This window comes from Acetobacter sp. (genome assembly GCF_022483985.1).
In the GTDB taxonomy this organism is placed as follows: Bacteria; Pseudomonadota; Alphaproteobacteria; order Acetobacterales; family Acetobacteraceae; genus Acetobacter.
Genome location: NZ_JAKVME010000002.1, coordinates 167,419 through 191,342 on the forward strand (window position 1 = coordinate 167,419; position 23,924 = coordinate 191,342).

The window sequence follows — 23,924 nt, forward strand, 5'->3', positions numbered from 1 at the left end:
TATATGGCAACAAAATAGAGATACAGCAGGTCATAGTGAATCTGTTGCTGAATGCGATAGATGCAACGCTGGTCACAAAAAATCGACCTAAAATTATCATGATATCTATCTGTAGTGCAGAAAATAGTAGAAAATACGTTGATTTCTCGGTGAAAGACAACGGAAACGGGTTTCCGCAATTCGAAACGGAACAGTATTTTGAGCCCTTCTACACGACGAAAGAGAGCGGAATGGGGATGGGGCTTTCCATTTGTCAGACAATCGTCGAAGCGCATCATGGCATGATTAAAGCAGAAAATGTGGAACCCTATGGCGCTCTGGTTACCGTCCGTCTTCCGGCCATAAGAGCATCGTCATGACGTCGTTCCTCAGTGGGCTTGGTCATGTCATCATCGTTGATGACGATGCTGGTATTAGGGCAGCGTTGGACAGTCTGCTCAGGGCCGAAGGATTCTCGGTCAGGACTTTTGCTGATCCATTTGAATTTCTGGCATCGGAAATCCCGCAGGAACCAAGCTGTCTTCTCCTTGATGTGAAACTCGGGAATGTCAACGGGTTGGATATTCAGGATGAAGTGCGCATGAGAGACGGTTGCCTCCCTGTGATCATGATGACGGGTCATGGAAACATGCCAATGGCTGTCAGAGGCATGAAGGCTGGCGCGATAGATTTCCTGGCCAAACCTTTTTCTGATGATGATCTGCTACAGGCTGTAACAGATGCTTTGATGTTCTGGAAAAATGAAAAAGAATCAGTGCAGCTTTTGTCCATTGTGAAAAATAAATACTCAGCTCTTTCTGTCCGGGAGCAGGAGGTCATGATTTTGGCGATTTCTGGCCTCATGAACAAACAGATAGCAAGCCGCCTATCATTGAGTATCATATCTGTAAAAGTTCACAGGGCTCACGTTATGAAGAAAATGGGAGCACGATCTTTTGCGGATCTGGTCCGGTACGGAGAGTTGCTCGATATCAGGGACCCATCAGTAACGCGCTATCAGCAAGGATGATCTGAAATTTCATGAGTTTTACAAATTGTGAGCAGTAGAAAAACTCCCGAAATTGGGAAAATCCCATCTGAGAGTTCTGTCGAGATAAATGCGGTAATGCCTTTTTCTTTGCCGCTACGAGCCAGTCAGAGACTGCGCCAGATCATGTAGCTCGCGACACAGAAGATAACGCCCGAGAAAAATACGGTCAGCGCACCGGTCGTGCCGGAGAGCGCCTTGGCGGTCCGCATGCCCCCAAAACTGCCGATGATACCACCAAGAATGAACAGCAGAGCCAGATTCCAGTCGATCAGTCCGGAGAGCATGTAGCTGACGGCGGTGCTGGCGCCGAAAGCGGCGACCGCGACCAGTGATGTCCCGATGGCGTTCAGAATCGGCATCCCGGTGGAAGCGACCAGAGCCGGCACAATCAGAAATCCGCCGCCGATACCAAAAAAACCCGACAGCGCGCCTGTTCCCAGACCGTACATCATGACGCGCGGCGCATTCTGACGATTGCAGGCCGCCCCCACGCATCCCTGATTGTTTCGTCCTTTCAGCATCAGGACTCCCACCACGATCATCAGTAATGCGAAACACAGCAGCAGGCGTCCGCCGTCCATCGCCTTGCCCAGAGTGGCGCCGACAAATGCGCCCAGCACGCCGCAGGGTGTAAAGAGGCCGGCGCAGCGCCATTTGATCGTGCCGAGACGCGCATGTTGCGCCAGTCCCGCCAGCGCATTGACCGCGACAGCCAGCGCACTGGTGCCGATGGCGACATGCGGGTTCTTCACGCCGACGACATAGACCATCAGCGGCACTGCCAGAATTGATCCTCCCCCGCCGATCAGCCCCAGCGTGAAGCCGATGAGGGAGCCGGAGAAAAGCTCCAGCAACAGATGGGGAAGATCAATGGCCATGCTGCTCAGGCTCCCGGCGCTTTCCGAGGAGCAACCAGCAGTTCGTGACCACGTAGCATGCCGTTCCAGTAGAGTGGCGGCATGACTCTTTCCTTAAGGAACCAGGCAAGACGTGTCGGTTCCGTGCCGCGCAGGAGCCACAGCGGAAGAGTGGGTTCCAGTCTGCCGCCATAAGCGAATTCGGCCAGCACGATCCGTCCGCGTTCGACCGTCAGCGGACAGGCGCCGTAACCGTCATAAATAGCGGTGGGAGCCTTGCCGTCCAGAGCCGCCAGCGCATTGACCGCCACGACGGGCGCCTGCTTGCGTATGGCGGCTGCCGTCTTGGCGTTCGAGGTGCCAGCGACATCGCCCAATGCAAAGACATCGGTGAATGCGGTGTGACGCAGGGTCGCGGGGTCCACGGTCACGAACCCGTCGGCTCCGGCAAGCGGGCTGGTTCTGACCACTTCCGGCGCGACCTGTGGCGGGACGACGTGCAGCATGTCGAAGGAACGCTGGACCTGCGTCGTGCCGTTCTCCGTGACGCGCTCGAAAGTCGCTACACGCTGCGGCCCATCCACGGCGACCAGTTTCGAGCGCAGATGCAGGTCAATGCCGTAACGCTCGATATAGGTCATGAGTGCGGGCACAAAGGCCGCCACGCCGAACAGGGCTGGCGTCGTGGTGTCGAATTCGACGGAGATATCCTTGAGCACACCGCGTCGCCGCCATGCGTCACAGGACAGATACATCGCTTTCTGGGGCGCGCCAGCGCACTTTATGGGCATCGGAGGCTGGGTGAATAGGGCCGTGCCATGCGACAGATCCTGCACCAGCTTCCATGTATATGGAGCGAGGTCATAAAGGTAGTTGGACGTAACACCGTTCCTGCCGAGGGTCTCCGGCAGACCGGCTATGCCTGTCCAGTCCAGCGACAGGCCGGTCGCCACGATCAGGATATCGTAGGACAGGACTGCATCATCATCCAGCAGAACCTCCCGCTTGTCAGGATGGAACGCCGCGACCGACTGGCGAACCCAGGTCGCGCCCGCCGGAATCAGCTTCTCTTCCGATCGACATGTCTGTTCGGGTTTGAAAACGCCACCGCCCACCAGAGTCCAGCCGGGCTGGTAATAGTGAGTGGCTGAAGGTTCCACGATCGCCACCGAAACGCCCGGTCGGCGTTTGAGGATGCTGGCGGCTGTGGACAGGCCAGCCGCGCCGCCTCCTGCAATGATGACGTTGAAGCGTCGGGATGAGGCTTTTCCCATCGAAGGGAGGGAAGGATGCGAGGCCACGGTCAGGCGGTCCCCCAGCACGGACAGATCCATGCCTGCGGCCTTTCCCGCCGTCAGAATGGCGTCTTTCGAGAGGCTGCCTGCCTGAGCGAGCGCCCAGAGCCGGGCGGCCCGGTTCCCGCTCTGGCAATAGCCCAGCACCGGGCCCGGCATCTGTTGCAGCGCCGCACGCATGGCCGCCACGGCGTCTTCATCCGGCAGAGCGCCGGAGCGGACGGGGATCGCCACAAATTCCAGCCCCCGACAGCGGGCCGCCTGCTCGATCTCCGAGGAGGGTGTCTGCCCCGCACCTTCGCCGTCGGGACGGGCGCAGAGGATGGTCCTGAAGCCCTGTGACGCCGCGGCATTCACATCGGCGACGGAAATCTGAGGGGAAATGGAAAACTCAGGGGTCAGACAACGGAAGGACATGAGGTAGAGTTCCCGGTCTTTGAATGGGGGAGAGACGGATATCAGAGCGTGTCGATCGGGATCTTGATATAGCGTGTTCCGTTGGATTCCGGTTCGGGCATGTGTCCGCCACGGATGTTGACCTGCACCGAAGGCATGATCAGGTTGGGCAGGGACAGAGTGGCGTCCCGTGCGGTGCGCATGGTGACGAACTCATCTTCGCTGACGCCATCATGGACGTGAATATTTCCCTGTCGCTCCGCGCCGATTGTGGTCTCCCATGCGAATCGGTCACGACCGGGCGCCTTGTAGTCATGGCACAGGAACACGCGGGTCGCATCGGGAAGCGCCATGAGGCGGCGGATCGAGCGGAAAAGCTGACGGGCGTCGCCGCCCGGAAAATCCGCCCGGGCCGTGCCGTAATCTGGCATGAACAGGGTGTCACCGATAAAGGCGGCGTCTCCGATGATGAACGCCATGTCGGCGGGCGTATGGCCGGGCACATGCAGGGCGATGGCTTCGATGCCGCCGACTGAGAAACGATCGCCATCCTGAAACAGGTGATCGAACTGGGAGCCGTCGCGGGCGAATTCCGTTCCCGCGTTGAAAATCTTGCCGAAGACGTTCTGGACGCGGGTGATTTCGGCTCCGATGGCCAGCTTGCCGTCCAGTTGCTGCTGCAACCAGGGTGCGGCGGACAGGTGGTCCGCATGGGCGTGTGTCTCAAGTTGCCACTGCACCGTCAGACCTTCCGTGCGCACGTAGTCCACGAGCTTCTGCGCCGAACTGTGGCTGGTGCGCCCGGAGGCCGCCTCGTAATCCAGCACGCTGTCAATGATGGCGGCGTTCCGTGTAACCGGATCATGAACAATGTGGCTGGCGGTGAACGTCGCTTCGTCGAAGACGGTATGGACGACCGGAGCGCGCGCCTGTCCCAGCTCGACTTGACGGATCTGGGCGGTTACAGCGGCCAGGGCGGGATCGGAGGAGGAGACGGGATCAGACATTGCAGCCCCTATATTTAAGTAAATATATTAAGTATTGTCTGTCTGTTTATTTAATAATGAAACCTTGTTGCGTCAAGGCGGGAGTTGGATTTATAAGGCTGGCAATGAGCAGCTCCGTTTCGATGGCCCGCGATGAGGCCTCTGAAGTCTTTCCGCGCATTGGTGACAGGGCGCCGGATTTCGTGGCGCGCACGACGCATGGCCGCCTACAGTTGAGTTCGCTGCGTGGCCACTGGGTCATGCTGTTCTCTCACCCCGCGGATTTTACGCCCGTTTGCACCAGCGAGTTCCTCGCCTTCTCAGGGGCGTTTGGTCGTTTCAGGGCGCTGGACTGCGCTCTGCTGGGGCTCTCCGTGGATAGCTTGCCCGCGCATCTGGCGTGGATCGAGGCCATCCGTTCCCAGTTCGGGGTGACGATCCCTTTCCCGATCATCGAGGATCCGTCCATGGCGGTGGCCCGCGCTTATGGGATGCTCGACCTTACGGCGCAAAGCAGCGCCACGGTCCGCACGGTGCATGTGATCGACCCGGAAGGGATTATCCGCGCCATCACTTGGTATCCGATGTCCGTCGGTCGCTCCGTGACGGAGATGCTGCGTCTGGTGGCGGCGCTGCAGAAGGTTGCGCAGGATGATGTGCTGACGCCTGAGGGGTGGCAGCCCGGAGATGACACCGTTCTGCCGGCCGTGCAGACTCAGGAAGATGCGGCGGCGGCGGGTCCGGCCTGGTTCATGCGGGTCTGGCAGGAGGCTGGTTCGTGAGTGGCGGCATGACGCCGGAAGAGGCGCGGCGGCTGACCGAGCATCTGAAGCTTTTTGCCCAGCCGCAGAGGCTCATGATTCTGGCGCAACTGCTGAACGGCCCCTGCGCTGTCGGGCTGCTGGAAAGCAGCACGGGAATCGGCCAGCCGACACTCAGTCAGCAGCTCGGAATCCTGCGTCGCGCTGGTATTCTGCGTACCGAGCGTGAGTCGCGCACGATTGTTTATCGTTTTGCGGATGTGCAGGGAGAGAACTGGCTGCGCTCCCTGCTGGGCATGTGGAATACGCAACCCCATGAAGAAATAACGTCCAGTGTGAAGACGTCCTCGAATCATCGTGGGGGAGTGGAGGAAGCCGGGGCGGTGTTTGCCTGGGTTGGTCCTGCCGGAGGGCGGGAATAGCGCTTTTCCCCGCTTTGAGGCGCGTTAAGCCGGATTGTTTCCAGAAAAAACTGTGTTGATGGGAGGGCTTCAGGCCCTCTTTTTTTATGTCGCCTTCATGGAAGGCGCTGCGGTTGCGCGAACTCTGCGCTGCGTCGCTTGCAGATGGCTACTCTTGACGCTTAATAATTTCATAATTATTTTAAGTTATACTTTCATTTATATTGAAAGTAATTAAATCCCTGTCATGCGGCAGGTGGAGACGCACAGTCGATGCAGACGGAACAAGGACAGGCAGGACACGGAACGCTGAAAGGGCTGGCATCGCGCGCCGGGCTGTGGCTGGGCGTGGCGGTGAGTCTGAACGCCGCATCAGCGGCGTTTCTGGTGCTGCAACTGCTTGCTTTCGGTGGAATCGTCGATGACCTGACCTTCAGAGGGCGGGGTCTTCATGACGAAGCCGGACATCTCGGGTGGCTGGCGCTGCTGCTGACAGGGCGGGCGGTTCTAGTCTGGCTGGCTGACATGGCGTCGGCGACGGCAGGGATGAAAGTCACGACGGCTCTCCGGTCGGACGTGCTGTCCCATCTCCTGCGAACCGATTCCGTCCGTCTTGCCCATCGGGGCGCCGGAGAAACCGTGACGACCATGGTGACTGGCATCGACGCGCTGGAGCCCTACATCGCCCAGTATCTGCCGCGAGCCGCGATGATGGCCATCCTGCCCCTGATGATTCTGGCCTGCATCGCAGGGCTTGATGGCTGGAGTCTCCTGATTCTGGCCTGCACCGGCCCCCTGATTCCCCTGTTCATGGCGCTGGTCGGTTACCGCGCGCAGGCCATCATGGACCGGCAATGGACGCGGCTTCTCCTGCTCGGGTCCGGTTTTCTTGATTTTGTTCAGGGACTGACAACCCTGCGGCTTTTCGGTCACGCGCGTCAGGCCGTGGATGTGGTCGCAACCATGGCGGATGATTATCGGCGCTCCACCCTGTCGGTCATGCGTGTCGCCTTTCTGACCTCAGCCACGCTCGAATTTTTCGCAAGCCTGTCGATTGCCCTGATTGCGGTTGTGTTCGGCTCCCGACTGCTTGCCGGTCACGCGGATTTCCGCACGGCTTTTCTCGTGCTGCTGCTGGCTCCGGAATATTTCATGCCGCTTCGGGCATTTTCCGCCAGCTATCACGCACGGCAGAATGCCACGGTGGCGATGGAGCGGATCACCTCTCTCATGGCGCTCCCCGAATTGCCGAAAAAAGTGAGGACGCCGGAGGATGAGGTCCGGTCGATCAGTTGCCTCGTCTGTGATGATCTTTCCGCAGGGTATGACGACGCGGGCACGGCGGTCCTGACGCATGTGTCCTGCCGGTTTGCGCGCGATGAACTGACGGTTGTGGTTGGCGAAAGCGGAGCCGGCAAGACGACCCTGATGCGGACACTGCTTGGATTGCACGTCCCGGCGGCAGGGCGTGTTGTCGCACTTGATGATCAGGGACAAGAGGTTGAAAGCGTCTGGCCCCGGATGGGATGGGTGCCGCAGCGACCCTGCCTGCCTTACGGCACCATTGCTGAAATCCTGCGTCTTGGCGCACCGGATGCCGACATGGACTGTCTCCGTGCGGTGGCGGCGGAAGCGGACGCTCTCTCATTCATCGAGGCGCTGCCATGCGGTTTCGATACCGTTATCGGTGAACGAGGCGCGCGTCTGTCCGGCGGTCAGGTCCGGCGGCTGGCTCTGGCGCGGGCGTTGATCCGTGAGCCCGACATCCTGCTCCTCGATGAACCCACGGCGGGTCTCGACCCGGACAGTGAGCAGCGTGTGATGGATGCGATCCGACGTTGCGTGGAAGGGCGGATCGTCATCGTCTCAACGCACCGGCAGGTTCTGATGAAAGGCGCGGACCGTCTCCTTGCGGTCGAAGGCGGCACGATACGGGCTGTGTCCTGCGAAGAAAGAGTTGCGGCATGAAACAGGCTTTTTCCCTGCCGCCCCGTTCGACCGAACGGCAGATGCTGCTGGGGCTTGTTCTCGCCTCTGTCGCAGCACTTGCGAATTTCGGTCTGCTGTTTCTGTCCGGCTGGCTTCTGGCCAGCGCGGCTGTCGCGGGTTTGGCGGGTCTGGCGGCGCGGGACGCCTTCAACATGTTTCTCCCTGCTGCTGGAGTCCGTTTTCTGGCGACCCTTCGCATTCTGGCCCGTTATGGCGAGCGTGTGGTCACACATGATGTGAGCCTGCGGCGTATCGGACAGGTTCGCACATGGAGTTTCGGACGTCTGGTTGCGCTTCCTCCGCGCCTGCTGGCCCGTCAGCGCAGTGGTGAGCAGCTTTTCCATTTTGTCACCGACACGGAACGGGCTGGAAATGCCTGGCTGGATGTTCGGGTGCCGCGTGTCACGGCGGCGGTGTGTGGTGTCACCTGTGTCGCGCTCACGACATTCTTCGTGCCGCAGGCGGGAATTGTGCTGGCTCTCGGGCTGCTGCTCTCCGGTCTGATATTGCCGATGGTCACGGGATGGCTGTCGGACCGGGCCACTGCCCGCATCGCCGCGCATCAGGACGCGATGCACGGTGATCTGGTCGAGGTTCTGCAAAGTCTGGATGAAATCACCTTTCTTGGCGCGGGCGATGTCCTGTTGCAGCGTCTGGACATTCGGCAGGCAGCCGTCCGGCAGGCCCGGATGCAGCTTGCGATGATCGAGGGGGCTGCCCGGGCGCTGGTGGGCGTGCTGGCTATGCTGACCGCCGTTGGTGTTCTGGCCTGCGCCGCGACGGCCAGAGAGGGCGGCTTTCTGTCCGCCGCCTGTCTGCCGATGTTGGCGCTCGGTGCTCTGGCCGCGTTTGAAAACATGGCTCCACTGTCTGCGGCCCGGCAAATGGCGCGACAGGCTCATCTGGCGGAGCAGCGTATCATGACACTGTGCGCGCCGGTGCCGGATGCCGTGACAGACGAAAGACAGGCGTTACCACAGGCGCCTTTCGATCTTGAACTGTCTGATCTCGGCATGTGCTACGGGCCCGGTGAAGGCTGGGTGTTGCGTCACGCCGACCTGACGATCAGACAGGGCGAGCGCGTGGCGCTGGTGGGGCCATCCGGTTCCGGAAAAAGCACGCTCATCAATCTCCTTTTCCAGTTCAATGAGTATCAGGAAGGGGTGATGCGTTTCGGGGGCGTTGATGTCAGCCGGCTGAACGCGGATGCCCTGTCCCGGACGGTTGGTGTGCTGTCGCAGGATGCTCATCTGTTTCAGGGAAGCATCCGTCGCAATCTGGCAATGGCCTGCCCTGAGGCGGACGAAGCCGCGATGTGGACGGCTCTGGAGACCGCGCAACTGGCGTCCTTCGTGCGTCAGACGCCGGAGGGGCTGGATACTTTGGTGGGAGAAGCCGGTCTCCGCCTGTCAGGCGGACAGAGGCGACGGCTGGCTCTGGCCTGCGTGCTGCTGCGCCGTCCGTGCTGGTTGATTCTCGACGAACCGACAGAGGGGCTGGATGCGGCAACGGAACAGGCGCTGATGACCGCTCTGACGGATGCCCTGCCTCCGGATACGACGCTCCTGTGCATCACGCATCGTGAGCCCGTCCTGCCTTTTCTGGATCGGACGGTGGAAATTGTGAACCGCCAGTTCCGTGAAAACACGACAGATCGCGGGAGGCCGCGATGAAATGACGACGGCTGCGTGCCGAACGGCACGACCATGATTCCGCACAGGAAACGTGCGGGTCAGATTACAGAGATCAGGAGAAATGATCGTGGACCTTATCAATCCGGACGTCGTCGATCTGTCGCGATTTCAGTTCGCGCTGACGGCGTTATATCACTTCATGTTTGTCCCGCTGACACTGGGGCTGACTTTCATGCTGGCGGCGATGGAGACGGTGTACGTCGTCACCGGACGGCAGATCTACAAGGACATGGCCCAGTTCTGGGGCAAGCTGTTCGGTATCAATTTCGCCATCGGCGTCGCCACCGGCATCACCATGGAGTTCGAGTTTGGCACCAACTGGTCGATGTATTCCCGTTTTTTCGGAGATATGTTCGGCACGCCACTGGCCATTGAGGGGCTGATGGCCTTCTTCATGGAATCAACCTTTGTTGGTCTGATGTTTTTCGGATGGGATCGTCTGAGTAAGCAGGGGCATCTGGCGATCACCTATCTGGTGGCTCTGGGATCAAACCTGTCTGCGCTGTGGATTCTGGTGGCCAATGCCAGCATGAACATGCCCGAAGGCGGGCATTTCGATCCGGACACCATGCGCATGCAGTTCGACAGCGTGGTAAAGGTGATCTTCAATCCGGATGCACAGGCGAAGTTCGTGCATACATCGGTCGCGGGTTACGTTTCAGCGGCCATGTTCGTGATGGGAATTAGCGCCTTCTATATCCTGCGTGGGAAACACAAGGCGTTTGCCGCACGTTCGTTCCGCATGGCGGCGCTGTTCGGTATCATTTCGACTGTTGCCGTGATCACGCTGGGCGATGTGCTCGGACGTCTTGATTACGAACACCAGCCCACCAAGATCGCCGCGATCGAGGGACTCTGGCACACCAGCAAGCCCCCATTCGAGCCCTGGCTGGCGTTTGCCTTGCCTGATGACGCAAAACAGGAAAACCATTTTGAAATCGGTGTTCCTTTTGTATTGACGCCACTGGTGTCACACTCTTTCGAAACGCCGATCACCGGCATGATTGAACTGGAAGAGCAGGCCGGACCACATATTGTGTCAGGTATTCAGGCTGTTTCAGCACTGCATCAGTATGGCAGAACCCATGATGCTGTGGATCTGGAACGGTTCAGGGCGCATGAAGCCGATATGGGCTTTGGTTTTCTGGCCATGCGTCATGCCCCGAATCAGGATGTCACGAACATCCCGGATGACCAGCTCAATACTATCGTGCAGCAGACCAAGCCAGATATTCTTCCGAATGTTTTTGTCACCTTCTGGGCTTTCCGGATCATGGTGTTTCTGTCCCTGTGGTTCTTCGCTGTCTTCGCGCTTTCCGCCTATGTCAGTCTGAAGAACGAACTGGAAAAGAACCGGCTTTTGCTGAAACTGTGCATGTGGTCGATTCCGCTTCCCATTCTGGCAACAGAATTCGGGTGGATTACGGCAGAGGCAGGCCGTCAGCCCTGGACCGTGTTCAACCGTCTGCCGACCTTCCTGTCCGCGTCCAGCCACGGTGTTGGCTATATGATCTTTTCACTGGCCGGTTTCGCGCTGCTCTATTCCATCTTTATCGCGGCCGAACTGTTTCTGATGTTCAAATACGCCCGGCTTGGTCCCGATCATGACTCACACGCTACGCACGACGGACATCTGAGTGTCATCGCGGACAGAAAGGATGCTTTTTCCGCTGCATCCTCCCTGTCTTCGTAAGGGGTTATCTGAAATGGATACTTACGCGATTCTAAAACTTGTCTGGGCCGGTATTCTGGGTGTCCTGTTTATCGGGCTGGGCGTGATGGTCGGCATGGATATGGGTGTGGGCACATTGCTACGCTTTGTCGGTCGTAATGACGGTGAGCGTCGGACCGCGCTCAACATCATTGGCCCACACTGGGACGGCAATCAAGTCTGGTTCATTCTCGGCGGTGGCGCGATTTTCGCTGCTTTCCCGACACTGTACGCCACCTCGTTCTCAGTCTTTTACGTTGTCATGATTCTGCTGCTGTTCAGCATGATTCTACGGCCGGTGGCTTTTGAATATCGCTCCAAGGTTGATTGCAAACGCTGGCGTGCAAGCTGGGACGGTGTTTTCCTGATCTCGGGTGCTCTGCCGATGTTCATCTACGGCGCGGCCTTCGGTAATGTGCTTGAAGGAGTGGGTTATCATTTTGGCTGGACCGGTCAGTATTATCAGGATGAATCGTTTTTTTCCTATCTGATCAATCCGTTTGCGGTTCTGTGCGGACTGATGTCGGTGGCTCTCAGCGTCTATCAGGGCGGTGTGATGCTGATGCTGCGTTCCGAAGAGCCGATTCATGGCCGAGCCCGTCGTTATGCGATGCGCGGCGGCGTGGTTGCTGCCGCCCTGTTTCTAATCGGTGGTGTCTTCATAAGGCGTCTGAACGGTTTCCATCTGAATGACGCCAATCCCGGCATGCCCGCCAATCCGGTGCAGGGTCAGCATGTGACCGTCAGTGTCGGCGGCTGGCTGGATAATTTCCAACTCCATCCGATCCTGTGGCTTTTACCGCTGCTTGGCGTGTTCTGCATGCTGTTCGGTACGGCAATGGTGAAGGCCGATCGTCCTGTTGTCGCCTGGTGGACGGGTGTCGGTTCATGGATCGGCACGATTGGTACTGTTGGCGTCGCGATGTTTCCGTTTCTTATGCCCTCGTCCACGGCGCCTGATCAAAGTCTGACGATCTGGAACAGCACAGCCAGCGCCTATGGTCTGACCTGTATGCTGGTGGTCGCCTCAATCTTTGTGCCGCTGATCCTTTGCTACACATCCTGGTGTTATTACGTCATGCGCGGCAAGGTCCGGACTGCTGACATAATTCACGATAGTCATAGTTACTGAAAGGAATGTCATGAATATCATACGTCTGGCTGGTCTGGCTGCGGTTCTGGTCGTGGCGCTTCTGTTCGCCGTTTTCGTCGGCGATCAGGGGCCGTGGTATTTCGCATGGGTCGTCGGGACGGTGATGATCATTCTCATCTCCGGCGCTGGCGCTATTTTGCTGGATGCTCAGGATGAAAGCACTTCGGAAAAGGAAATCTGATCATGATGGGTGATCTGGAACGAATTATTTTCTTCATTCCCGCGCTCTATCTGACGTTTTACATTGCAGCGGTCATCTACGTACGACGGCTGTTTCCCTGAGAACTGAAGGAAGCGGGCGTATGAGCTGGATGCACATCCTTCAGGCAACGGGCGGCGGAATGATGATCGGTCTTTCCGCCGCGATCTTTCTTCTGCTTGACGGGCGTATTGTCGGCATCAGTGGTATACTCGATGGTCTGTTAGGTCCTCTTGACCGGACGACGCAGGCGAATATTGCATTTGTTGCAGGGCTTCTGGTGGCGGTTCCGCTCTGCTGTGTTGTGACCGGCATCTGGCCATCGGTCCATGTCGTGACGCCCTGGCCGATGCTTGTGCTCGCGGGGCTGCTGGTCGGTTTCGGCACGCGCATGGGTTCGGGCTGCACCAGCGGTCATGGTGTGTGTGGTCTGGCACGGCTGTCGCCCCGCTCGGCTGCGGCCGTCGCCACGTTCATGCTCACGGCCTTCATAACGGTTTTTATTGTTCATCACCTCGGAGGATAAGACCGATGAATATTCTGGTTGCTCTGGGGTGTGGCGTCCTGTTCGGACTGGGTCTTGTCTTTTCAGGAATGGTCGATCCGGTCAGAGTGCTCGGCTTTCTCGATCTGGCTGGCAAGTGGGATCCCACGCTGATCTTCGTGCTGTGTGGCGCGGTATCCGTTTCTTTTGTGGGGTACCGTCTGTCTCGGCGGATGAGCAAACCTGTTTGCGCCGAACGATTTAATCTGCCGACCGGAACTGCGATAGACAGCCGCCTGCTGGGTGGTGCTGCGCTATTCGGCATTGGCTGGGGGCTGGCGGGAATCTGCCCCGGCCCGGCTATTGTCATGCTGGCGATCGAACCAGGCCCTGCCTGCCTGTTTGTTACTGCCATGATAACGGGAATGCTTCTGCGAAGAGTGCTTGCCGATTCTTATTGAAGTATAATGGTGTAAATAGACTTTCTCCTGTGCTGATTTTCAAGGGCAACTGATACGTCTCTGGTATTGCTCCGGTTGCCATGACCTGAAATTATAGAGCAATCCATAGATCATGCTTTCATGCTTGCTGAGCATGGGAGACGAGGCAGCATTGACTACTATGGCAACGCACGCTAGGCCGATCCTGCTCGCAGAACAGCACGCTTTTTTTGAAGCTGATCCCTTCGGATTGAAAAAAGCGCAACAGCATCACCGTGCCGGCCTGAACGCCATGCGCGTCGCGCAGGCGGACCGACAGCGCCTCTACAGTTCAGAGAAAAATACAATAATAGTGGCAAAGAACGGTCAAATTTTTCTCATCGAGGCATAAAGCTCGAAGAGACGTTCGAAATGATGCTCCATGCTGCCAAGACGCAGGCCCGCTTGGTAAGCCTGTTCCGACAGCGATGTGCGCTCTCTGGCAGCAAGTCGGAGCAGGGCATTTGCGGCATCGGAGGCAGAGCCCGGTTTGTAGATCTCTGCCCATTGTGGAGAGGAGAGTTCACCAGCACCTCCTGCACGAGGTGTAATCACAGGAGTTCCAGAAACAAGAGATTCAGCAACAACAAATCCAAAGGTTTCTGAAGTCGAACCATGGAGAAGCGCATCGGCACTTGCTGTCATGCCAGCAAGCAATTCACGATCATCTACACGTCCCGCGATATGGACGTGTTTTGTCTGTGATGCTTTTCGACAAATGCGCTTGTGAAATAAACCATCTCCAATAATGAAAAGTCCAATCTGTCTGGTTCGCTGTGCCAGTGTCACAGCGTCTATCAGCATTTCCACCCGTTTTTCCGGATGATGTCGACCTATAATGATGACGAGAAGAGCTTCTGGTCCAAGACCGCATTGAGTCAGCATCTGTTGGCGTAAAGACTCGTTCCGGTAAGCCGGAGAAAAACGTTCACTGTCGATACCAAATGGTACAGTGTGCAGGTTTTTTAAGCCATATTTTGAAAACCGTGAAGCTAGCCATTGACCCGCAACGATACAACCATTGTAATGATCGTTCAGACGGCGGAGATAACGCCAGAAAAAGCTGAACATCGTATCAATCGTGTCGGGTGCAAAGTAACTCTCAAGCATCATCTGTGGATAGACGGCTACAGGATCAGCATGCATGAAAAGCGCACGTGGGGCAGATCCTGGCCACGTTCCGGCAATCCATCCTCCACGCCAGGGGGATGAGCCTTCCAGAAAGTCCGGTTTCAATTTATCAAGAATACGCCAGACAGGCGCTTTTTTTATGAACATATGATAATTGGTATCAAAGGGAAGTTGAGGGCTTTTAACCCATATCAATTGGCCCTCTCCCCGGCGTTCGATGCTGTCTTCCGGTCCGGGGGCGATAACAGCTAGGCTGTGGCCATTTCTTTCTGCGGCCTTGAACTTCTCTTCAACATATGTACGGACACCGCCACTCGTTGGTGAATAGAACTCTGAAATATCAACTATTTTCAATGGAATATCCGTACAATGGTTTTATATCTGGCTAGAAGGTTTTTCATGGTTTCATCCCATGAGAAGGTCAGCGCCCGGGCACGTGCGGCAGCACTCATGCGACCGCGTTTAATCGGGTCAAGGGCAAGATCAGCCACATGAGCGGTAAAATCCTCCACGTCGTGAGGTCTGGCAAGGAAACCCGTAAGGCCATCTTGCACGAGAGACTGGCTCCCTGTGGCGTTCGCACAGATGCAGGGCAGTCCGGACGCCATGGCCTCCAGAGTCACATTTCCAAAAGTCTCTGTTTCACTCGGAAAGAGAAATATGTCTGATGAGGCATATGTGGTTGCGAGATCCTGGCCCTGCTGAAAGCCAAGGAATATTGCGTCAGGAATTTCCCGTTCCAGTTCTGCGCGCGCTGGGCCATCTCCTGCAACAACGGGTCGAACGGGAATATTGCGTGCTCTGAGAGCCTTGATGGTGGCGGCGAAAATGCCAAGCTGTTTCTCACGCACAAGACGAGAAACAAACAGAACGATTATTTCATCAGGGGAAATTCCATGCATTGCTCTCCAGTCTTTTGAACGGTGGACCGGATTGAACATTTGCGGGTCAACACCGCGAGACCATAGAATGAGATTGCCTTTCTGATTGTCGGTAATAAGTGTGTCGATCATAGACTGTGTTGGAACGTAAATTTCCTGACAATTTGAATAATATTTTGAAAGATATCGTTTGAGGGGTGATTTGAAAATTGAAAGGCCGGGATAATATTTGAGATAAGTCTCGTAGCGCGTATGATAGGAAGCAACGAGAGGAATTTTCAGTTTTCGTGCAATCCTGAGTGCCGAATATCCGAGCGGATCAGGAGCCAGCGCGACATGCATTAAATCAGGCTTGAATTTTTCGATTTCTCCCCGAGGCAGACCAAAGGCGAGCCGGTATTCGTTTCGTCCCGGAAGGGCGACCGAAGGAACAGGAACGACGGTTCCTTTATAATCGAATGCAGGTTGTTTTGAAACAGGTGTATATATGCGGACTTCCACGCCCTGACTTTCCAGATAATCGACCAATCGATTCATCGTCAGCGCGACACCGTCTCGTATGTAGTTATATGAACTGGCCACAATTGCTACCCGAAGTGGCGACGATTTTACTTCGGAAGAAAATAGACCACATTCTGGTAATATTGTGTCTGGTTCCCGGATTGCCATGCGACGATGGGAAGTCATGACAGTGTTCATGCGTTTCAATCACCAGAGAGGTTGTGTCGCAACGCTATATCGTACGAAAATGGATGTTTTGAAGTTAAATTGCCACAATTTCATTAAATTATAACAATAGAGTTGACGAAATTCAATTACGTTGGCATGTCTTTAATAAGAACTTTGTGTGTATGCCCTGTATATATAGAGAGAAATTCGGAAAAAAGTGTTTTCGTTTATACAATCAATAATCCATCGCATTCAGCTCACAGTTCGGTGGATTATTCCCGTAATTTTTCTGATTTTGCTTGTCAGGAACCTGTCGAAGATTGGCTGGCTAGAGGTCTGGTATGCCCGGCCTGAAAATCCGTTTTTTTATCTTCTTCAGATTCTTGCCTATGTTCTTTTGCCGATTTCAGAGTGGATCATTTATAGACGGCTTTTGACAAGCGATTCTCGACTGACGCCGGCAGTATTTTTTCAGAAGCGCTATCTCAATGCGATGGTAGTAGAATATTCCGGTGAGGCATATTTCTTCCTATGGGCGAAAAATACTCTTGGAATAGAGACAAAAAAACTGATGCAGGTTGTCCGGGACTCCACACTGCTTTCAGGAGTGGCTGGTCTGGCTTTGTTATGTGTAGTCTTTCTATTTTTTATTTTTCTTGGTCACAATAATGTTCAGGAAATTTTGAGGAATTGGTACGGCTCAATCCTTGCTGTAGCCCTGCTGCCACTTGTTCCCTGTCTTGTCATCGTTTTCGGACGCAAACACCTTACATATCTGACGCATCGCGAAATGGCATGGACATTTTGTATGCATCTGTCGCGAAGTATCATCAATTTCTTTCTGGAGGTTCTGGCGTGGTGGTTGTCGGGAGCCCTGAATGGGCTGATATTGTGTTTTGATTTTGTTGCTCTGCGTTTCGTTCTGTCCCGTCTGCCTTTCATCCCCGGTAAAGAACTGATTTTTCTCGGGGCTGGCTTGGAGTTGTCTGGAGCGTTGGATTTATCCCGCCCGCACGTTGCAGCGGTTCTTATCATTATGACAGTTTTTCCGCAGATTCTGGACTTTCTGTTGGTTATGACGTCACGGGTCAGGGGAGCATGGAGGAGTCGAGGGCAGAATAAGCCTGGGCGTAGCCCTGAGACATTGTTTCGATCCGACCCTGATCTTCAATAAATGCTCTGGCTGTTTTTCCCATGCGGGCAATCAAATCCTGTTTATCGACGAGATGGGATATCTGTATGACGAGCGCCTGTGTTGTCCGATGATCGAGAAGCCAGCCGGTACTGCCGTTCTGCACGATTTCCGGAATGCCTCCACCTCTGAACGCGATGACGGGACGCCCCATTGAAAGGGCTTCCATGACGGACAAGCCCAACGGTTCATCATATGATGTGTTAACGGCCAGATGACATGAAGCGAGAACGGGACGTGGATCAGGCTGGTACCCCATAAAGGTGATTCGATCGTGCACACCGAGGGAGATGGCGAGTTTTTCGAGTGTCTGCCGTTGACTCCCATCGCCAGCAATTTTCAAATAAACCCCGGGTACACGGGCAACAGCCTTAATCAGAAGATGCGCCCCTTTCCATGGTTCCAGGCGGCAGATCAGGGCGAGAGTCAGGGGTGTTTTGTCAGATGGCGGGAGGTGTTCAGAGAAATACTCTGAGTCCACGCCGTTTCGGATGGTATAAAGATGCTTTCGGACGAAAGGCGCACGCAGAGCGACAAAATTGCGCACGTAATCACTGACCGCAACAATACTGTTTGTGTGGCGTAACGCCCAGTTTCTGAAAAGTGAGCAACTGATATCGGTATAATGCTGGATACCGTGCTCGGTTCTTAAAACAGGAAGGTGAAGTCGTCGTGCCGCCCTGACCCCAATAATATGGGAAGCGTAGGTATGTACATGGACAATGTCTGCGTTTTCTTCCTGCAGGATGCCTGTTAACCAACGGACATCACGTGGCCCAAAAGCGCGCCACAGATAGGATAAGGGATCGTCGTGTACGATGCCTCTATCCCTGACCCTTATGCCATGGTCGGTTAACATTGTCCGTAAAGCAGGATTGGATGTCATAAGAGCGACTGAATGCTGTGCATTACTCTCTGTTGGCCGGGTTGCCAGATCGACCAACAGTCGCTCGGCCCCGCCAATGGAACCTGCAACCACGACGTGAACGACTTTGCGTTGAAGAGTCATGTCTTTTCCTTCGCGGCAAGACTTAACAGAAGGTTCTGTATGGTCGTAGCGTGAGGCTGGGCATCAAAATCCCGCTTGATCCGCTGTCGTGCGGCCAGACCACGAAGGCGCCACTTTTCCGGCTCGACCAGAGCGTCGTGACATGCTCGTACCATGCCTGAAATATCGGCGGGTTTACCCTGAAGCAGTACACCATCCTGTCCGTTTCGGACCATTTCTCCAATACCGCCCATATCAAAACCGATAATGGGCTTGCCCATTGCCATTGCCTCCATGACAGACAGGGGAAGTGGGTCGGGATAAACACTTGGCACCATAGCGATGTCGAAGTCAGCCACATAAGGTCGCACATCCGCACGAAATCCGATGAAATGCATGAAGCCTTCCATTCCCAGCGCTTTGACTTTTTCCCGACAGAGAGTGAGGTGATCGAGAGGCGAATCCTGTGGTGTATCGCCCAGCACGACAAACTGACATCGTGAGGCTGCATCAGAGCCTAATGTCGTGAATAAGAGCCGAGCTACTTCGATCAGTTCATAAAATCCCTTATGCGGAAGAATGCGACCATGTGCGCCGAACAGCACGACGTTGTCGTCAATTCCAAGTTCTGCACGTAATGATCCTGTTGTGGCTAGGTCCGTCTCGGCTGACATGCCTGAAACGCCAAGATCTATGGCGTCATGCAGAACCTGAAGCTTTCTGTCCGAAATGCGAAACTGGGGTGTTACAGCCCGAGAAACACAGATGATCGCTTTGACGCCGCTTCGGGAGGCGAGCCATCGATGCACTGAGCGGAGGCAAGGTGGGACTCCCGGATAAAAAACGTGCCAGACAACAGGGGGGGATTTGGGTAGCACGGCAAGCAGCCCACCGATAAAACATGCTGTCGTTCCATTGCAGAAAATGACATTGTAGCCTTCTCGTCTGACACGACAGGCGAGCCGTACCATACCCAAAATGGCGCGTCCGATATTCCCGGCCGCTCTTGTCCAGCGCAGGATGAAGGGCGCTTCGAAATCATGACGTGTCATGACGCGGGAAAGAGGCTGGAAAAGATTTTCGAGCATCGCAGGCTCGATGATGATGATCTCGGCAGCTCCGTTTTCTCTGATCCGACGGCTGACAAGTTCTTCCTGCGGAAGCATCACGCTACGTTTTATCTTATCTGAATCGAGATATTTCAGAATATTGAGCAGTGTCTGTCCCGGACCGCCATTCCGGGATGTATCATTGATGAACAGGACGTTCAAAGGTCTGTCTTTTTCAGGAAAACAGGAGCGGAGAGCAGGATCTGGCACGGTTGCGATGGCTTCAGTTGACAGCGGGCTGGTCAAACAGAGGGAAGGTAATCAAAACACGAAGACCCGGCATATTGTCTTCCAGAATGAATACGCCTCCCAGATGCTCAGTGATAGCATTGGCCAGACTGATACCGAGACCTGTTCCCGGCGTGGAACGGCTACGGTCAAGCCGAAAAAAGCGTTCAGCCAGCTTTGGTAGCAGATTCACAGGAACTCCCGGACCGTTATCAGCTATACAGAGTTCTGCCTGGTTGGTTGTCCTAGTAACAGAAATGGAAATTACTGTATCAGGCGGGGTATGGATAAGGCCATTGTCCAGAATATTACATACGAGTTGTTGTAATAGGACAGCATCAGCACGGATCAGGATGTGAGGAGCAAAAGATGCCTGAATTTTGTGGTGACTGTCTTCAGCGATGGATTCGAAAATTTCGAGACATTTCTGGACCTGGAGGGTTCTAAAAACCTCTTGGTATTGAGGCCTACGCTGTGATTCCATTTTTCTGGTTCTGGTTGGAGGAATGGCGCTATGAAACAGGCGGGATTTTTTGACGTTGAAGAGCGGCTTGCTCGGTTAAGCGGTCTTGGCGACCAGCTTGAAGCGTTTTCCCGGACTGTGGATTTTGAGGTGTTCCGCCCGGAACTGGACAAGGCACTGGCCTATTCAGACGGGAGCAAAGGCGGGCGTCCACCGTTTGATCCGGTGCTGATGTTCAAGATCCTGGTGATCCAGACACTCAACAATCTGTCCGATGAACGGACGGAATACCTGATCAACGACCGTCTCTCCTTCATGCGCTTTTTAGGTCTGGGGCTGTCGGACCGTGTACCTGATGCCAGAACGGTATGGCTGTTTCGAGAGCGTCTGACCCAGGCTGGTGCGATTGGTGGTCTGTTCAATCGCTTTGACGCAACCCTGCGTAACGCTGGTTATCTGCCGATGTCAGGCCAGATCCTGGATGCCACGCTGGTAGCGGCTCCGAAGCAGCGCAATACCAATGCGGAGAAGGCGGATCTGCGTGAAGGACGGATCCCTCAGGACTGGCAGGACAAGCCGTCAAAGCTGTCCCACAAGGACAGGCATGCGCGCTGGACCCTGAAGTTCACGAAAGCGAAGCGACAGGAGGACGGGAGTATCCCTGCAACAGATCTGGCCATCCCGTTCTTTGGCTATAAATCGCACATCTCCATCGACCGGAAATTTCGGCTGATCCGCAAATGGAAGACGACAGATGCCGCCGCCAGTGATGGCGCGCGATTGAGGGAGGGCCTGCTTGATAAAAGCAATACAGCTTCAACGGTCTGGGCAGACACAGCCTACCGCTCAAAAGCCAATGAGGACTTCATGGAAAAGCAGGGCTTTGTCTCGAAGGTTCACAGGAAAAAGCCGCATCTCAAGCCTATGCCACGCCATATCCAGAGATCCAACGCAGGAAAGTCCGTTATCCGGTCGCGTGTCGAGCATGTCTTTGCCGATCAGAAATCACAGACGGGGCTGTTCGTCCGAACCGTAGGCATAACGCGGGCCACCATGAGGGTCGGGCTGGCCAATATCGTCTATAATATGCGCCGCTTTCTCCTCTTGGAGCGGATTAACGCCGCCGCGTAGCAATCCAGAGCAGGAAACCATCGCTCTGCTCAAAACCCAGAGTAAAAGTTAGACCAGGGAAGCAGCAGTCAACACGCTAAAAACCTGAAATCAGGCACAAGAGAAGTCAATCAAAGGTTTTTCGAACCCTCCACCTCATCGGATAGATCGACGTAGGAAAATGTTCTCGGGTCACAGATGGCTTCAATTTCTGCAAGCTGTAGTAATGATGAAAATATTTCAAGAGATACGTCCAGATCTCCGATCGCCAGTTGCGTTTCAGATTGCACGTCATCCTGCGGACCTGAAACAACCCGTTGCAGTCGATGCCTGAGCCGGGTGAGGGGGGTGCGCATATCGTGCGCTATGTTGTTGCTGACCTGTCGTATTTTTTCTATGAGGAGCTCGTTCTGCTTAAGAACATCGTTGAACATTTCGCAGAGATCGTCCAGTTCATCCCGTCCTGAAGCAACAGGCAGGCGTGCTGTAAGATCACCTTTCTTTATGTCCTGTAATGTCTGTCCGATTACGATCAGACGTCGGCGGACAAGCGCACCCATGAATACGCCACCGCCAAGGCCACAAAGAAGAAAGGCTGCGGAGCCTATGAGGGCGGTTTCCAGAATACTGTTTCTGAGTGTGTCGATTGATGTAGTGTCATGAGCAACAAAATAATAACCGCCGTCAACAAGCTTTATTCCCAGACCGTAAAGGCGCTGGCTGTGCCCAGAGTCTGCCCCGGGGTCTTCAATCCAGCGAAATCCTGCAACCGGGGGCAGCGGTGAGAGATTGCCAGCGATGGCATGTCCCTGACTGTCCTGAAGAAGATAGTGATACTCCCGGTCTGTCAAAGTAAAAATCTTAACATTTGGCGCAAGATGGGCGACGTCGTGCAATCCCACGTTGTTGCCGTACGCTTCAGTCACTTCACTGGTGAGGTTCTCATTGATCTGTCGCATGAAAACGGAGCGCATCTCGTATCCGAGCGAGAGTGTCACGCAGGTACCGAGCAGCAGAAAAAGCAGCGTGAAGATGTAAGCCAGCCTTACGGCTGACAGCTTGTTGATTTTCATGACAACCGTAGCGGTTTCAGGTTCCGAATACTTTATCTGGACGGTAGCTGCCGAGCACATACCCTTCGCCCTTGATCGTGTGGATCACCGGACCGCTCGGCTGCTCTGTTTTCTGCCTCAATCTGGAAATATGACTTTCGAGGAGATTGCTGCGTACGGGAAATTCGATACCCCACACGGATGAGAAGATCATATCACGTGTAAGAATCCTCCTTGGATGCTTCATAAAAAATTCAAGAATCTTGAATTCCTGTGGTTGGAGGTGGATGCGGTGTCCGTTCTTGCTCAATTTTCTGCTCACGACATCCAGCTCCAAGTCTTCAAATGTCAATTTCGTGCAGTCAGGCAATCTGCGTTCTGTTGACTGGAGCAGGATGTGCGCGCGGGCCGTCAGTTCACGCAGGTCGAAGGGTTTGGCGAGATATCCATCAGCTCCGAGGTTGAGACCGCGGACTTTTTCAAGAATACTGTCTATGGCAGTCAGAAGGAGCACTGGGTCTTTTCGTCCGATCCTCCGTAATTCGCACAGGAGGGAAAGCCCGTCGAACCCCGGCAGCATGCGGTCCAGAATGATAAGGTCCCAGAAGTTTTCCTTGAAAGCATTCAGTGCCTGAACACCATCAGATACAGATGTTGTGGCAATATTACTGTCTTCAAGACTGCTGCAAATCGCCGCTGCCGTGTGCAGGTCATCTTCAACGACCAGAATACGCGTTTTTTGCGAAGGAAGGCCAGTCATGTGAAAGACGATAGCGGACGTACCAGAAGATTGGTAGGTGGCGGATACGGGACTCACGGAAAAAGACATTCATGTTGTGAATATTTAATGAGAAGTCCGGGTCTTTCATCTGGTTTTTAGAGTATCATGATATATCCCGATTTCGGGGTTTATGCTTGATCAGAATATCGGGTTGCATGCTGTCGGCTTTCAGTCTTTCAAAGAATATTGCTGACCGGACGGTGGTAAGGGACATCAGTCTGGAAGTGGGGCGTGGGGAGATTGTTGGTCTTCTTGGCCCCAATGGGGCTGGAAAATCCACGACGTTCGGAATGCTGACAGGATTGTTGTCTCCAGATCTGGGACGCATAGAACTCGACGGATTCGATATAACTTTACTAACCGTTTATGAACGTGTTCGTCGTGGTATTCTTCTTTTGCCACAAAACAGTTTTTTGCCGGGTAATCTGAGCGTTCAACAGGCTTTGATGATTGTGATGGAAACACGCAAAGGAAGCAGGCGAGGGTGTCATGACGAAATCGTCCGTATCCTGAAGCAGTTCGGGCTTGCCTCATTGGCCGACAGCCGGATTTCTACCTTATCAGGTGGGCAGAAACGTCGATGTGAAATTGCCGTTACAATGGCATGCAGGCCGTCATTTACATTGCTTGATGAGCCGTTTGCTGGAGTTGATCCTGTAAATCTCTCCGAAATGATAAGAATAATTCGCAGAATCGTAGATTCAGGAACAGGGGTTCTGATTACGGATCACAGTGCGGTTGAACTCCTCCGTCTTGTGGACCGTGCTTATATCATTCACGACGGATGTGTACTGGCGCAGGGGACCCCAGCAGAACTCGTCAGGAATCCCACTGTTCGCCTGATCTACCTGGGTGAGATGTTTCATTTATGATTCGTGACTTCAG

General features: G+C 54.8%; 25 protein-coding genes. 15 read left to right on the forward strand and 10 right to left on the reverse strand.

Annotated features, from left to right (window positions below; genetic code table 11):
* Positions 1–20 precede the first annotated feature (20 nt).
* Both LKE90_RS12480 and LKE90_RS12485 read left to right on the forward strand, forming a co-directional pair.
* Positions 21–359 carry an ATP-binding protein gene (locus tag LKE90_RS12480; protein ID WP_291494393.1) on the forward strand — a complete coding sequence of 113 codons (339 nt, stop codon included), beginning with the start codon at positions 21–23 and terminating at the stop codon, positions 357–359.
* Positions 356–1,009 carry a response regulator transcription factor gene (locus LKE90_RS12485; RefSeq protein WP_291494325.1) on the forward strand — a complete coding sequence of 218 codons (654 nt, stop codon included), beginning with the start codon at positions 356–358 and terminating at the stop codon, positions 1,007–1,009. Before LKE90_RS12480 ends, LKE90_RS12485 begins: the two co-directional genes overlap by 4 nt.
* A 125-nt stretch (positions 1,010–1,134) precedes the next feature.
* Here LKE90_RS12485 and LKE90_RS12490 read toward each other — a convergent pair whose 3' ends face one another.
* From LKE90_RS12490 to LKE90_RS12500, 3 genes are read right to left on the reverse strand one after another with little or no spacing between them, the layout of a single operon-like run.
* Positions 1,135–1,908, reverse strand: a complete 774-nt coding sequence (locus tag LKE90_RS12490; RefSeq protein ID WP_291494323.1) for a sulfite exporter TauE/SafE family protein — start codon at positions 1,906–1,908, stop codon at positions 1,135–1,137.
* A 5-nt stretch (positions 1,909–1,913) separates the two neighbouring features.
* Positions 1,914–3,599 carry a bifunctional protein tyrosine phosphatase family protein/NAD(P)/FAD-dependent oxidoreductase gene (locus LKE90_RS12495; RefSeq protein ID WP_291494321.1) on the reverse strand — a complete coding sequence of 562 codons (1,686 nt, stop codon included), beginning with the start codon at positions 3,597–3,599 and terminating at the stop codon, positions 1,914–1,916.
* Between the two features lie 41 nt (positions 3,600–3,640).
* On the reverse strand, positions 3,641–4,585 hold the full coding sequence (locus LKE90_RS12500) for an MBL fold metallo-hydrolase (protein ID WP_291494320.1): 945 nt from the start codon (positions 4,583–4,585) through the stop codon (positions 3,641–3,643).
* 104 nt (positions 4,586–4,689) lie between these two features.
* On the opposite strand from LKE90_RS12500, the gene LKE90_RS12505 reads away from it, so the two are divergent.
* The 10 genes from LKE90_RS12505 (at position 4,690) to LKE90_RS12550 (ending at position 13,787) form a co-directional block, all read left to right on the forward strand.
* On the forward strand, positions 4,690–5,346 hold the full coding sequence (locus LKE90_RS12505) for a peroxiredoxin (protein WP_291494318.1): 657 nt from the start codon (positions 4,690–4,692) through the stop codon (positions 5,344–5,346).
* The gene (locus tag LKE90_RS12510) at positions 5,343–5,747 is read left to right on the forward strand and encodes an ArsR/SmtB family transcription factor (protein ID WP_407066104.1); all 405 of its coding nucleotides are present in this window, start codon (positions 5,343–5,345) and stop codon (positions 5,745–5,747) included. The genes LKE90_RS12505 and LKE90_RS12510 overlap by 4 nt, the downstream gene beginning before the upstream one ends.
* 252 nt (positions 5,748–5,999) lie before the next feature.
* Positions 6,000–7,694 carry a thiol reductant ABC exporter subunit CydD gene (gene cydD / locus LKE90_RS12515; protein ID WP_291494316.1) on the forward strand — a complete coding sequence of 565 codons (1,695 nt, stop codon included), beginning with the start codon at positions 6,000–6,002 and terminating at the stop codon, positions 7,692–7,694.
* A complete protein-coding gene (gene cydC / locus LKE90_RS12520) occupies positions 7,691–9,388 on the forward strand; it encodes a thiol reductant ABC exporter subunit CydC (RefSeq protein ID WP_291494315.1) in 1,698 nt (565 codons plus the stop codon). Before cydD ends, cydC begins: the two co-directional genes overlap by 4 nt.
* Positions 9,389–9,470: 82 nt before the next feature.
* Positions 9,471–11,102 (forward strand): cytochrome ubiquinol oxidase subunit I, encoded by a 1,632-nt coding sequence (locus LKE90_RS12525; protein WP_408737095.1) that lies wholly within the window; start codon positions 9,471–9,473, stop codon positions 11,100–11,102.
* 13 nt (positions 11,103–11,115) lie between these two features.
* Positions 11,116–12,252, forward strand: a complete 1,137-nt coding sequence (gene cydB, locus LKE90_RS12530) for a cytochrome d ubiquinol oxidase subunit II (protein ID WP_291494311.1) — start codon at positions 11,116–11,118, stop codon at positions 12,250–12,252.
* A gap of 10 nt (positions 12,253–12,262) precedes the next feature.
* The gene (locus LKE90_RS12535; RefSeq protein ID WP_291494309.1) at positions 12,263–12,454 is read left to right on the forward strand and encodes a hypothetical protein; all 192 of its coding nucleotides are present in this window, start codon (positions 12,263–12,265) and stop codon (positions 12,452–12,454) included.
* 121 nt (positions 12,455–12,575) lie between these two features.
* Complete coding sequence (locus LKE90_RS12540; RefSeq protein ID WP_291494307.1) at positions 12,576–12,998, forward strand: YeeE/YedE family protein; 423 nt, start codon at positions 12,576–12,578, stop codon at positions 12,996–12,998.
* A 5-nt stretch (positions 12,999–13,003) separates the two neighbouring features.
* A complete protein-coding gene (locus tag LKE90_RS12545) occupies positions 13,004–13,417 on the forward strand; it encodes a DUF6691 family protein (RefSeq protein WP_291494305.1) in 414 nt (137 codons plus the stop codon).
* A 160-nt stretch (positions 13,418–13,577) separates the two neighbouring features.
* Positions 13,578–13,787, forward strand: a complete 210-nt coding sequence (locus LKE90_RS12550) for a hypothetical protein (RefSeq protein WP_291494303.1) — start codon at positions 13,578–13,580, stop codon at positions 13,785–13,787.
* Here LKE90_RS12550 and LKE90_RS12555 read toward each other — a convergent pair.
* Positions 13,763–14,920 (reverse strand): glycosyltransferase, encoded by a 1,158-nt coding sequence (locus LKE90_RS12555; RefSeq protein WP_291494301.1) that lies wholly within the window; start codon positions 14,918–14,920, stop codon positions 13,763–13,765. The genes LKE90_RS12550 and LKE90_RS12555 overlap by 25 nt on opposite strands.
* Positions 14,917–16,134, reverse strand: a complete 1,218-nt coding sequence (locus tag LKE90_RS12560; protein WP_291494299.1) for a glycosyltransferase family 4 protein — start codon at positions 16,132–16,134, stop codon at positions 14,917–14,919. The genes LKE90_RS12555 and LKE90_RS12560 overlap by 4 nt, the downstream gene beginning before the upstream one ends.
* A gap of 199 nt (positions 16,135–16,333) precedes the next feature.
* Between LKE90_RS12560 and LKE90_RS12565 the strand changes: the two genes are divergently transcribed.
* On the forward strand, positions 16,334–17,290 hold the full coding sequence (locus tag LKE90_RS12565) for a hypothetical protein (RefSeq protein WP_291494298.1): 957 nt from the start codon (positions 16,334–16,336) through the stop codon (positions 17,288–17,290).
* Here the strand turns inward: LKE90_RS12565 and LKE90_RS12570 are convergent.
* The 3 genes from LKE90_RS12570 to LKE90_RS12580 all read right to left on the reverse strand — a co-directional run bounded on the left by LKE90_RS12570 (position 17,205) and on the right by LKE90_RS12580 (position 20,117).
* Positions 17,205–18,317: a glycosyltransferase family 4 protein gene (locus LKE90_RS12570; protein ID WP_291494297.1), complete on the reverse strand. Its 1,113-nt coding sequence runs from the start codon at positions 18,315–18,317 to the stop codon at positions 17,205–17,207. The two genes, LKE90_RS12565 and LKE90_RS12570, sit on opposite strands and share 86 nt — an antisense overlap.
* A complete protein-coding gene (locus LKE90_RS12575) occupies positions 18,314–19,567 on the reverse strand; it encodes a glycosyltransferase (RefSeq protein WP_291494296.1) in 1,254 nt (417 codons plus the stop codon). Before LKE90_RS12575 ends, LKE90_RS12570 begins: the two co-directional genes overlap by 4 nt.
* Before the next feature lie 61 nt (positions 19,568–19,628).
* Positions 19,629–20,117: a sensor histidine kinase gene (locus LKE90_RS12580; protein WP_291501516.1), complete on the reverse strand. Its 489-nt coding sequence runs from the start codon at positions 20,115–20,117 to the stop codon at positions 19,629–19,631.
* A 30-nt stretch (positions 20,118–20,147) separates the two neighbouring features.
* Here LKE90_RS12580 and LKE90_RS12585 point away from each other — a divergent pair, with 30 nt between their 5' ends.
* Positions 20,148–21,227: an IS5 family transposase gene (locus LKE90_RS12585; protein WP_011252003.1), complete on the forward strand. Its 1,080-nt coding sequence runs from the start codon at positions 20,148–20,150 to the stop codon at positions 21,225–21,227.
* Between the two features lie 110 nt (positions 21,228–21,337).
* Here the strand turns inward: LKE90_RS12585 and LKE90_RS12590 are convergent, their stop codons facing one another.
* Positions 21,338–22,165, reverse strand: a complete 828-nt coding sequence (locus LKE90_RS12590) for a HAMP domain-containing protein (RefSeq protein WP_291494619.1) — start codon at positions 22,163–22,165, stop codon at positions 21,338–21,340.
* A 130-nt stretch (positions 22,166–22,295) separates the two neighbouring features.
* A complete protein-coding gene (locus tag LKE90_RS12595; protein ID WP_291494620.1) occupies positions 22,296–23,075 on the reverse strand; it encodes a response regulator transcription factor in 780 nt (259 codons plus the stop codon).
* A 119-nt stretch (positions 23,076–23,194) separates the two neighbouring features.
* Between LKE90_RS12595 and lptB the strand changes: the two genes are divergently transcribed.
* Positions 23,195–23,911, forward strand: coding sequence for an LPS export ABC transporter ATP-binding protein (lptB, locus tag LKE90_RS12600; RefSeq protein WP_291494621.1), 717 nt, complete (start codon positions 23,195–23,197; stop codon positions 23,909–23,911).
* Positions 23,912–23,924: the final 13 nt, after the last annotated feature.